The following is an 11067-nucleotide window of genomic DNA, read 5'->3' as shown; positions in this document are numbered from 1 at the left end:
CCCGCGCCGTTGTCGCCCAGGACGCAGGTCACCTTCCCCGGGTGCACGGTCAGGCTCACCCCGTGCAGCGCGCGGATGTTGCCGTACGCCTTGCCGGTGGCCTTCAGTTCGACGACAGCGGAGGTGTCCTGGGCTGCCTTGGTGTCGTGGGTGGTTGTCATGGAATCGGTCACCTCCGGGTCGCCGTGCGGCTGACCCACAGATTGATGAGTGTGGCGCCGAGGAGCATCACGCCGAGGAAGGCCTTGAACCAGTCCGGGTTCCAGCCGGCGTAGACGATGCCCTGCTGGACCATGCCGAACATGAACGCGCCGAAGACCGGGCCGATCGCCGAGCCGTGGCCGCCGGTGAGGAGACAGCCGCCGATGACGGCCGCCGCGATGTAGATCAGCTCCTGGCCGACGCCCTCGCCGGACTGCACGGTGTTGAAGGTGAACAGCTGGTGCATGCCGACGAACCAGGCGCCGAAGCCGACCAGCATGAACAGCGAGATCTTCGTGAACGTCACGGGCACGCCGACCGCCCGGGCGCTCTCCTTGTTGCCGCCGACCGCGAAGATCCAGTTGCCGTACTTCGTGCGCAGCAGCACCCAGGTGGCCAGCGCCGCGAAGACCAGCCACCAGACGACGGTGATCTTCACCTGGACGCCGCCGACCTCGAAGGACGAGGCGAAGACCTTCCTGGCCTGCTCGAAGCCGTCCATGCTGCTGATGTCGTCGGTCGCGACGTTCCCGGTGATCAGCTTGGTCACCGCGAGGTTGACGCCCTGGAGTATCAGGAACGTGCCGAGCGTGACCAGGAAGCTGGGCAGCCCCGTCCGGACCATCACCCAGCCGTTGAAGAAGCCGACCGCCAGCGACACGATGAGGGCGACGATCACGCCCACCCACACGTTCATGCTGAGCTGGTAGGCGAGCATGCTCGCGGTGAGCGCCGAGGTGATCACGGCGACGCCGGCGGACAGGTCGAACTCCCCGCCGATCATCAGCAGCGCGACGGGCAGGGCCATGATCCCGATCGTCGACGACTGGTACAGGATGTTGGCCATCGAGCTGCCGTCCCGCACCGGCGGCGCCGAGACCAGGAAGAACACGTACACGGCGACGGCGCCGAGGAACACGCCCACCTCGGGGCGGGCCAACAGCCGCAGGGCCAGCGGACGTCGAGCCGTCCGGCCGTCGGTCTGCCGGGGGCCGGAGGCCGGCGGTGTGGTCACCGCCGGCGCAGCCTGCTGAGTCACACTCATCACCTGGTGCCCTTCGCGGCGAACTGGGCGACCGCCTCTACGTTGGACTTGTCCACGAAGGCGGGGCCGGTCAGCACCGGCTGCTCGCCGCCGCCGCTGAAGTTGCCGTTGGTCTTGTACAGCCACAGCGAGTCGACCGCGAGGTAGCCCTGGAGGTAGGGCTGCTGGTCGACGGCGAACTGGATGGTGCCCTTCTCGATGGCGGAGACGAGGTCCTTGTTGAGGTCGAAGGTGGCGACCTTGGCCTTGCTGCCCGCCTCGGACACCGACTGCACGGCGGTCAGCGCGACGGGGGCGCCGAGGGTGACCACCTCGTCGATGGAGCTGTCCTGCTTGAGCTTGGCGGTGATCGTCGACTTGACGGACGGCATGTCGGTGCCGTTGACGTAGAGGATGTCGGTCTTGCCGCCGAAGGTCTTCTTGACGCCGGCGCAGCGCTCTTCGAGGTTGACGTCGCCCTGCGCCTGGATCACGCACAGCGCGTGCTTGGCGCCCGTTCCGTTGATCTTCGTGCCGAGCGCCTGTCCGGAGACGGCCTCGTCCTGCCCGAAGAACGAGAGCAGGCCCTGCTCCTTCCAGACGCTGAGGCCCGCGTTGAGGCCGACGACCGGGATGCCGGCCTTCTCCGCCTTGGCGACCACGTCCTTCAGCGCGTCCGGCTTGGCGAGGGTGACCGCGATGCCGTCGACCTTCTGGTCGATCGCGTTCTGCACCAGGTTGGCCTGGTCGCCGGCCGTCTCGTCGTTGGAGTAGATCAGCTTGACGTTGTCCTTGGCGGCGGCGGCCTCGGCGCCCTTGCGGATGGTGTCCCAGAAGGTGTCGCCGGAGGGCGCGTGGGTGACCATCGCGATGGTCATCCGGGGGGTGTCGGCCTTGCCCGCGGAGGCGCCGGCGGCTTCCTCCTCGGCCTTCTTGCCGCCCGAGCTGCTGGAACAGCCCGCGAGGGTCAGGGCTGCCGCTGCGGCCACGGCCACGACGGGGACGAGTCTGCGGGAGCGGGGAAGGAATGTGCGGTTCATGCTTCGTGCACCTCACTGTGCAGGGGAGTGATGGATCTGCGGCTACGGAGTGGTCCCTGTGCTCGCGCAGCGCGGGTGGGACGCGGTGGGCGCGCGGGGCCGAGTCGAGGGCGGATGCCTTGTGGGCGCCGGGGCCGACTTGGTCGGAACATCAGGACAATTTAAAGCGCTTTAAGTCCTGGTACTATCGGCTTGTTTCGCGAGGGTGTCAAGGGTGTTGCGCGAGGAGATTTGCGGCGGGGAGGCACAAGTGGACGATGGTGATTCTGCACGTCATACGAACGGCGTGCACCGGGACGGCGTGCACCGGCGCCCCAGGCTGGAGGATGTGGCTGCGCGGGTGGGCGTGTCCACGGCCTCGGTGTCCCTGGTGCTGAGAGGGGTGGCCGGGCCGAGCGAACGGACCCGGCAGCGGGTCCTGAAGGCGGCCGCCGACCTCGGCTATCAGGTGGACCGCACGGCCAGCATGCTGGCCAGCCGGCGCACCCGGCTGCTCGGCGTCCTGGTGGACATCCACAGCCCGTTCCACGCCGAACTCGTCGAGCATCTGCACACGGCCGCCGAGGACGTCGGCTACGACCTGGTCCTGAGCACCCTCACCCGCACCCGCGACGAGCACACCGCCGTGGAGACGCTGCTCGCCTTCCGCAGCGAGGCGCTGATCCTGCTCGGTCCGACGGCCCCCGCCGACACGCTCGCGGCCCTCGACCGCAAGTCACCGGTGATCGCCGTGGGCCGCCGGGTCGCGGACGCGGGACTGGACGTCGTACGCACCGCGGACGACGACGGTGTGGGGCAGATCGTCGATCACCTGGTGGAGCTCGGACACCGCGAGATCGTCTACATCGACGGCGGCAGGGGCGTCATCGCCACCGACCGGCGGCGCGGTTACCGCACGGCCATGCGCCGGCACGGTCTCGACGCCCATATCCGGGTGCTGCACGGCGACCACACCGAGGCGGCCGGCGAACGCGCGGCCCACCAGATCCTCGACGGCGGCGGTCTGCCCACGGCCGTCGTAGCCTTCAACGACCAGTGCGCGATCGGCGTCCTCGCCGCTCTCGCCCGGGCCGGTGTCTCGGTCCCGGGCCAGGTCTCCGTGGCCGGGTACGACGACGACACGCTCTCCCGGCTGAGCTGCTTCAACCTGACGACCGTCAGCCAGGGCGCCCGCGAACAGGCCCAGTACGCCGTGACGGCCGCCGTGGAACGCCTCGACCAGGGCCGGACCGAGTCCTGCGAGGTCGTTCTCAGCCCGCGTCTGGTCCTGCGCGGCACGACGGCCGAGCCCGTCTGAGGGGCGGCCGGTGTCGGGTCAGGCGGCCGGGCGCACCAGGCCGTACTCGTAGGCGAAGGCGACCGCCTGGACGCGTGCGTGGCCGCCGATCTTGGCGAGAATGTGGCTGACGTGGGACTTGACCGTGGTCGGGGCGATGGACAGCCGCGCGGCGATCTCCGCGTTGGACCAGCCGGAGGCGACGGCGACCAGGACGTCGCGCTCGCGCCCGGTGAAGGCGTCGAGCCCGACCGCGCGCTCGCGGGGCAGCGGGGTGCGCTCGTGGCGCACGGTGTCGATGAGGGCGCGGGTCAGGTCGGGGGTGATGACGGCGTCCCCGGCGGCCACCGCTCGGATGGCCGCGGTCAGTTCGCCGGTGGTGGCGTCGTCGAGGAGAAAGCCGCCCGCGCCCGCGCGCAGGGCGGCACAGGCGTATCCCCGGTCGCCGGTGGAGGTCACGACGAGCACCCGAGGCGGATGCTCGGCCGCACCGGTGGGTCTCCCGACCGCCGTGAGGTGGGTCGGCCGGGCGATCCGGCGGATGGTCGGGATGTCGTCCGCCTCGGAACGGGGGCCGCTCATCAGGACGACGTCGGGTCGGAGCGCGGCGCTCATGCGGACCGCTTCGGCTCCGCTCGCCGCGTCGCCGACGACGGTCAGGTCGGTCTCGGCGGCCAGGAGCATGCGCAGGCCGAGGCGCTGGAGGGACTGGTCGTCGACGATGAGTACGGAGGCCATGGCTGTCGTTCTCCATGCGGTGGGGGCGAACACCTATGAACGAAACGGTTTCGTTCACTTGGTGTCAGCGTAATCCTCGGAATCATCGAAACGGCATCGTTTCTTGGTGGCTTGGGTCACATCGAAACGACCGGAGAGGGCCGGTGTCCGTGACACCGGCCCTCTCCGTTTGCCGCACCTGCCCGCTCGGTCAGGCCCAGCAGCCGTTCACGGTCGCCGCGAGGCCGTCCATGGCGTCCTTGATGTCGTTCGGGTTGGCCGTGGAGCCGTTCTCGATGAACGAGAAGACCTTCCACTTGCCGTCCTTGCCCTGCGTCAGTCCGCTCAGGGCGATGGCCCCGGTGAGCGTGCCGGTCTTCGCGTGCACCTTGCCGACCGCGCACTTGGAGTTCACGTCGTCGAAGCGGCCCCACTCCGGGCCGAGGGTGCTGCCGGCCTCACCGGAGACGGGCAGCCCGTCGAGGATGGAGCCGAGGGTGGAGGCGTAGCGGGGTTCCGTCAGCAGTTCGAGAATCTCCGCCAGGGTGGCCGCCGGGATGCGGTCCGCCCGGGACAGGCCGCTGCCGTCGTACATCTCGAAGTTCTCGAGCGACACGCCGTAGCGCACGCTCAGCACCTGGCGCACGACCTCGGTGCCGGCCTCGAAGGTGGCCGGCTGGTGCGCGCCCAGCGCGGTCATCCGCAGCAGGGTCTCGGCGATGTTGTTGTCGCTGGTCTTCAGCATCTTGTGGACGATGTCCGACAGCGGCGCCGAGGTGTGCCGGGCGACCGGCACGTCCTTGTTGCTCGCCGTGGCGCGGGCGACCGTGCCGTTCACGGTGACCCCGGCCGCGGTGAGCCGCTTCGCGAAGACCTGGCCGGCGTCCAGGGACGTGTCTCCGACGCCGTGTCCGTCGACGACGAGCGCGCGCACCGGGGCGACGGAGTCGGGGTAGTAGCCGGTGTTCCAGCCGTTGGCCAGGGTCGGCTCGGGGAACAGGCTGTCGTCCACGGCGACCTTCACCGACGTCAGGCCCGCCGCCTTGAGCCCGGCGACCGCGGTGGTCGCCAGCTCGGTGAGGTCGGCGGTGGTCAGGGTCCGGTCGCCGCCGCCGATGAGGGTCAGCGTGCCGTTGCCGTAGACGACCTTCGTGGTGAACCTGTGGTTCGGGCCGAGCACCGTGAGGGCCCCGGTCGCCGTGGCGAGCTTGACGTTGGAGGCCGGCATCAGCGCGGTGGCCGCGTTGTGGCCCCACAGCGTGTCGTCCGACTCCGCGTCGAGGACCACGCCGCTGACGTTCGCGCCCAGCCGCTGGTCGAGGACCCGCGTCTCGAGGTTGGTGACCATCTGCTGGTCGTCCGCGTCGAGATCCTGGCTGGTCGCGGTGTCCTTGGCCGTCGTGCCGATGCCCTTCTCGGCGGCGAACGCCGAGGGGCCGGTGAGGGCCGCGGACGTGACGGGGACGGCGAGCGCGAGCACGATTGCCCGCCGCATGCCGGTGCTGCTCTGCTTGGTCCTGCGGTGCCGGCGGCGACCGCCCGGAACAAAGGAACTCACAGGAGTTTCCGTCGTTATGTCGTTCATAAGGAGTATCTCAAGGCTTTCGTGTGGGGTGCTCTGCACAAGAGACAATGCACAAGAGAATTCCGCCGCACCTTATCACCCGTCACATGTGACTCACAGGCAGCGAATTCACCGTTGACGGAGATTCAGCAGGCGGAATTTCCCGTATTTTCCCTTCTCTTCACTCCCCGGTCTCTTCACTCTCTGTTCAGGACTCGCTGCTCAGGAGAGTGATCCCAGGCTCTGCGTCGTGTAGGCGCACTCCGTGTAGATGTAGCCCGATTCGAGCTTGGCCGTGTCGGAGGCGGGCGTGTCGAGGCCGTCCTTCGGCTTGTGCAGGAAGTATGTGGTGCCGACCGGCAGGCTGATCGTGCGCTCCGGATAGTTCTTGTTGCTGCTGCACGGCTCGAAACTCGGGTTGAGCGTGCTGGAGAGGGAGTACGCAGAGCAGCTGCCGCAGGCCTTGAGGGTGAAACTCCCGGTGACCGGACCCGTGTAGAGGACGGTGATCTCGTCGGGGCTGTCGTTCTGCACCGTGACCGAGATGCTGCCGCCCGAGCGGTTCGTCGGCAGGCTCTTGCCGGCGGCAGGCACCGTCTGGGCGATCTCCGCCGCTATCGCGATCTTCCTGGCCAGGGCCGCGTTCTTGGCGGTCTTGTGGTCGACGACGTACTGGGCCAGCGTCGTCCGGGCCGACTCGAAGTCGCCGTCCCGGTACTGGTCCACGCCGCAGTTGTAGGCGCCCGCGTCCGCGCTGGTCCTGGCCCGCTCGGCGTCCTTGGTGAGGGCGGCGCCGACCGCTGCCTGCTCGGAGGGCACCGCGTCGATCTGCGAGCCGAGCGTGTTCAGCTTCTCGACCGCCGTGCAGGGCTCGGTCCCGCTCAGGTCCTTCTGCGCCGTGACGACGGCTGCGGCCACGGCCGGTTCGGCCTTCTGGGCCTGCGGCGACTCGGGGAAGGTGGTCAACAGCTCCCCGAACTGCGTCGCCCAGGAGGGCGCGCCGGCCGTGAGCGCCGTCGACGCGCACTCGAACAGCGAGGTGGCGAGGCGGTCGTCGGGCCAGGTCTTCAGCGACCCGAGATCCGTGTCGGGCAGGCTCTTGGGGACCGTGCGCAGATACTTCAGCGGCTCCGTCGACTGGCAGTAGTTGTTCTGCGCGTAGGGGGCGCCGACCGTCGTGTAGAAGGTCTTCATCCGTGTGGGCACCTTTTTGGCCGCCCGCGAGTCGGGGTGGTCGTCCGTCAGGTCCGCGTAGGTCGCCAGCGCCTCGCGGTAGTCGGCCTTGGCCGTGTCGAAGGGCTTCTCGCCGGCGGTCTGCACCAGCCGGTCGGCCTCGTCGAGCCGGTCGAGCAGCATCTGCTGCGTGGCTTCGTCCCGCGCGCCGTCGTACAGCACGACGCCGCCAGCCGGCACGACGAGCAGGAGCAGCCCGAGGCCGAGCGCGAGCGGCGCCCGCCGGAGCCCGGCCAGCGGGGTGCGCAGGCCCAGCCGCGCACCGTGCGCCGCCGCCGCGGCGAGGAACAGCAGGTACAGGACGATCGCGAAGCCCGGGACGCCGTCCGGTTCGGCCGGCAGCGCCACGAGCAGCAGGACGGCGGTGGCGGCCCAGCACGCGACCATGAGGACCCAGCGGCGCAGCAGCGCGTACCCCAGGCCCAGACCGCTGAGGTTGAGCACGGCCACCGCGACGGCCCGAGCGCCGTCCGCCGGGGCCGATGGCGGCGCGGGCGGCATGGGCGGTACGGGTGGAACGTTGAAGGTGTGGTCGTATCTGCTGTACTGGTCCCCCGACATGGCGGCTCCCCCCGGATCAACTGCTCGCGCACATCTGCGATTTGTCAGTGTACGGGCGAGGAGGGGGACGTCGACAGGGGCGGCATCGGTTCCCGGCGCGCTGATCATTGTGCACTGAGCGGTGTGCCCTGATCAGTGCCGGAGCGGGCAGCCGGCCGGGCCGCCACGCGGGGAGTGCGTGGCGGCCGCGGCTGCTATCGCGTCAGGCATGGTCAGGCCACACCCCCCGCCGTCTTCTTGCGGCGCAGGGCGTAGAGGCCGGTGCCGGCGACGGCGAGGACGCCGAGTCCGGCCGCGGTAGCCGAGGGCGAGGCGAGGGCGCCGCCGCCGGTGTGCATGCCGCCGCTGGGCTTGTCGTGCTCGTCCTTGCTCCAGCTGCCGGACTCCTCCTTGTCGCCGCCCCAGGAGTCCTTGTCCTTCTCGGTGTCCTTGTCCTTGTAGGTCTCCGGGTCGTACTTGGGGTCCTTCGCGCTGTCGCTGTTGTCGTTCACGAAGGCGAGGTGACCGCCGCCGGTGTGCATCCCGCCGTGCGGCTTGTCGTGCTCCTCCTTGCCGTGCTCCTCCTTGCCGTGCTCCTTCTTGTCGGAGGAGGACTCGTCCTTGCTGGACGAGGAGCTGTCCTCCTTGCTGTAGGAGGAGTCGTCGTGGTCCGTGTCACCGGCGGTCGCGTAGACGCCGGGGGCGCCGACGACGAGGGCGGCGGACGCCGCCGCGGTGGCCAGGATCATGCGAGCAGAACGCATCTGATGGTCCTTCCGTCACGGCCGGGCAGCCGACACCTCGTCAGCTGACAAGACCCGGCCTGACGTGATCCACCGTCAGCCAGCCGATGCCCCGCCACCACTCGGGGCGCTCACCCGGGTGAACGGGCTCCGCTCTGCCCGAGACCCGCGCCGCCGAGTCGCCGTTCCGGGAAGATCCACTCCATCGGCGTAACGGCGAAACGATTCACGGGGTGAACCGGCGCGCTATTCGATCAACGACGAGCGAACGGCCACGATGCTTCGGTGACGCATTCCCGCTGATCAAGGAGTTCTGCTGTGCGTGTTCGCCGTTCGTTGCTCGGCACCCTCGGTTCCGTCGCCCTTGTGCTCGCCTCTCTGGGCGCGGTGACCGCCGCGACCGCGGGCCCCGCGGCCGCGGACCCGTGCGGGTTCTACGAGACGAGTTCCGACGCCTACTACAACCACTGCACGTCCGACGGCTCACGGGTGGTCATCCAGGTCAGGGTCGCCCTGGCGCCCGACTACGAGCGGTGCGTCGGACCCGGTACCACCTGGCTGGGCGCCGCGAGCAGCATCCAGGGCGCCCACTACGTCAACCGCACCTGCTGACGAGCGGTCACCTCTGCCTGCTCGGGGCCCGGGACGAAGCCGTCCCGGGCCCCGCCTCCTCAGGCCAGGACGTTCAGCAGGCGGTCGGCGAACTCCTTCGGGGACTCGACGGCTCCGAGATGGCCGCCGGGGAACTCGACGAGGTCGCACCCGAGCAGCTCCGCGAGCCGCTCGGCCGGTCCGTACAGGGGGAGTTGGCGACGGGAGTCGCGCCCGGCGGCCGGCACCAGCTTGTGGGCCACGGGCCGCAGCGCCGCGAGGTCGGGCCGGGTCGAGGAGAACGGGCGAAGGACCCGGCCCAGGAAGACGGGGAGGTTGGCGTGCATCCGGACGGCCATCTCCTGGACGCCGGGCGGCAGTTCGGTCGGCGACTGCGCGGGCGCCTGCCGCGCGGCTCCGTCCGCCAGGCCCGCACCGAGCCGGGCCATCGCGGGGCCGGCTCCTGCGGAGCGGAAGATCTCACGCACCTCGGCGAACAGCGCGCGATGCGGGGCGGGATCCGCCAGCAGTTCCAGCAGCGGCGGCTCGTGCGCGACGACCCGGCGCAGCCGCTCCGGATGCCGGGCCAGCAGATCGACCGCGACGACCGCCCCGGAACTGCACCCGAGGACGACCGCGTCGTCGTCGGGGGAGAGCAGATCGAGCAGCCGGCGGGCGTCGTCGCTCCACACCCGCACTTGTTCGTCGCTCTCGTCGCTCTCGTCGTTCTCGTCGGCTTGGTCGGCGCCGGGGGTGTCCGCCGGGGCGTCCAGCGGGCTGCGGGACAGGCCGCGCGGGTCGTAGGAGACGACCGTGTACCGGGCGGCCAGTTCCGGGGCCATGCCCGCGTACAGTCCGGCGTCCCCGGCACCGCCGGGGATGAGCAGCAGGACCGGGCCGCTGCCGAGCGTTTCGTAGTGAAGGGTGGCGCCGGGCACCTTCAGGGTCGCCTGTGTCGAGAGCGGTGAGTTCATCTACCTAGTATTTCTAGGTTCAAAGCTAGGGCAACTAGGTTTTGGGCTGTCCTGTGCACTTGGAGAACAGCGGCGGTGCGCGGGTGGACAAGACGCCGGTGCGCGGCGGATCTACGGTGGCAGGGCAAGGCAGCGCACATCGAAGAACCGCAGGAGATGCCATGTCCGACGTCGTCGAGCCGGTCACGCCGGTGCTGGAACCCGAGGCCGCTGCGTTCGCCGAGGCGACCGCCAACCCGCCGTACCTCTTCGACCTGGCTCCGGCGGAGGGGCGCAAGGCCGTGGACGAGGTGCAGTCCGGCGAGATCGACAAGCCCGTGGTCGACGAGGAGTGGATCACCGTCGACGGCGGGCCGACGGGCAGCGTCCGCGCCCGGATCGTCAAGCCGGCCGGGGTCGTGGGCACGCTGCCGGTGATCCTCTACATCCACGGCGCGGGCTGGGTGTTCGGCAACGCCCACACCCACGACCGCCTGGTGCGCGAACTCGCCGTCGGGGCCGAGGCCGCGGTCGTCTTCCCCGAGTACGACCTCTCGCCCGAGGCCCGCTACCCGGTCGCCATCGAGCAGAACTTCGCGGTCGCGCAGTGGGTCGTCCGGGAAGGCGCGACGAAGGGGCTGGACGCCACCCGTATGGCGGTCGCCGGTGACTCGGTCGGCGGCAACATGACCGCCGCCCTGACCCTGATGGCCAAGGAGCGCGGCGGCGTCCCGCTGGTGCAGCAGGTGCTGTTCTACCCGGTCACCGACGCGAGCTTCGACACCGGCTCCTACCACCAGTTCGCCGAGGGCTACTTCCTGCGCCGTGACGGCATGCAGTGGTTCTGGGACCAGTACACGACCGACGAGGCCGAGCGGGCCCAGATCACCGCGTCCCCGCTGCGCGCCACCACCGAGCAGCTCACCGGCCTGCCCCCGGCCCTGGTCATCACCGGCGAGGCCGATGTGCTGCGCGACGAGGGCGAGGCCTACGCGAACAAGCTGCGCGCGGCCGGCGTCCCGGTCACCGCGGTGCGCTTCCAGGGCATCATCCACGACTTCGTGATGCTGAACGCGCTGCGCCCGACGTACGCCGCCGAGGCCGCCATCACCCTGGCCGTCGGCACCCTGCGCGACGCCCTGCACGTCTGATCCGGCACCTGTGACCTCTCGGGAGACAGCAGCA

General features: G+C 70.1%; 10 protein-coding genes and 1 pseudogene. 3 read left to right on the top strand and 8 right to left on the bottom strand.

Going from position 1 to position 11067, the window contains the following annotated elements; translation table 11 throughout:
• From AB0J04_RS23360 to AB0J04_RS23350, 3 genes and pseudogenes are all read right to left on the bottom strand, one after another.
• Positions 1-161, bottom strand: a pseudogene (locus AB0J04_RS23360) (sugar ABC transporter ATP-binding protein); the annotation flags it as partial.
• An 8-nt stretch (positions 162-169) separates the two neighbouring features.
• Positions 170-1246, bottom strand: a complete 1077-nt coding sequence (locus tag AB0J04_RS23355) for an ABC transporter permease (protein WP_363170476.1) — start codon at positions 1244-1246, stop codon at positions 170-172.
• Entirely contained in the window at positions 1246-2265 is a 1020-nt protein-coding gene (locus tag AB0J04_RS23350; protein WP_363170475.1) for a sugar ABC transporter substrate-binding protein, read from the bottom strand. The genes AB0J04_RS23355 and AB0J04_RS23350 overlap by 1 nt, the downstream gene beginning before the upstream one ends.
• 328 nt (positions 2266-2593) lie before the next feature.
• On the opposite strand from AB0J04_RS23350, the gene AB0J04_RS23345 reads away from it, so the two are divergent.
• Complete coding sequence (locus AB0J04_RS23345) at positions 2594-3562, top strand: LacI family DNA-binding transcriptional regulator (RefSeq protein ID WP_363170474.1); 969 nt, start codon at positions 2594-2596, stop codon at positions 3560-3562.
• An 18-nt stretch (positions 3563-3580) separates the two neighbouring features.
• On the opposite strand, the gene AB0J04_RS23340 is transcribed toward AB0J04_RS23345, so the two are convergent.
• The 4 genes from AB0J04_RS23340 to AB0J04_RS23325 all read right to left on the bottom strand — a co-directional run bounded on the left by AB0J04_RS23340 (position 3581) and on the right by AB0J04_RS23325 (position 8359).
• Positions 3581-4279, bottom strand: coding sequence for a response regulator transcription factor (locus tag AB0J04_RS23340; RefSeq protein WP_363170473.1), 699 nt, complete (start codon positions 4277-4279; stop codon positions 3581-3583).
• A 190-nt stretch (positions 4280-4469) separates the two neighbouring features.
• Complete coding sequence (gene dacB / locus AB0J04_RS23335) at positions 4470-5843, bottom strand: D-alanyl-D-alanine carboxypeptidase/D-alanyl-D-alanine-endopeptidase (protein ID WP_363170472.1); 1374 nt, start codon at positions 5841-5843, stop codon at positions 4470-4472.
• A 201-nt stretch (positions 5844-6044) separates the two neighbouring features.
• Positions 6045-7616, bottom strand: coding sequence for a hypothetical protein (locus AB0J04_RS23330; protein ID WP_363170471.1), 1572 nt, complete (start codon positions 7614-7616; stop codon positions 6045-6047).
• Positions 7617-7828: 212 nt separating this feature from the next.
• The gene (locus tag AB0J04_RS23325) at positions 7829-8359 is read right to left on the bottom strand and encodes a hypothetical protein (RefSeq protein ID WP_363170470.1); all 531 of its coding nucleotides are present in this window, start codon (positions 8357-8359) and stop codon (positions 7829-7831) included.
• A 297-nt stretch (positions 8360-8656) separates the two neighbouring features.
• Between AB0J04_RS23325 and AB0J04_RS23320 the strand changes: the two genes are divergently transcribed.
• Entirely contained in the window at positions 8657-8950 is a 294-nt protein-coding gene (locus AB0J04_RS23320; protein ID WP_363170469.1) for a DUF6355 family natural product biosynthesis protein, read from the top strand.
• A gap of 59 nt (positions 8951-9009) precedes the next feature.
• On the opposite strand, the gene AB0J04_RS23315 is transcribed toward AB0J04_RS23320, so the two are convergent.
• On the bottom strand, positions 9010-9903 hold the full coding sequence (locus AB0J04_RS23315) for an alpha/beta hydrolase (protein ID WP_363170468.1): 894 nt from the start codon (positions 9901-9903) through the stop codon (positions 9010-9012).
• Positions 9904-10064: 161 nt separating this feature from the next.
• Between AB0J04_RS23315 and AB0J04_RS23310 the strand changes: the two genes are divergently transcribed.
• Positions 10065-11033: an alpha/beta hydrolase gene (locus tag AB0J04_RS23310; protein ID WP_363170467.1), complete on the top strand. Its 969-nt coding sequence runs from the start codon at positions 10065-10067 to the stop codon at positions 11031-11033.
• Positions 11034-11067: the final 34 nt, after the last annotated feature.

It is taken from the genome of Streptomyces sp. NPDC050263, from assembly GCF_040655955.1.
In the GTDB taxonomy this organism is placed as follows: Bacteria; Actinomycetota; Actinomycetes; order Streptomycetales; family Streptomycetaceae; genus Streptomyces.
This window is presented reverse-complemented; position numbering and strand designations above follow the sequence as displayed.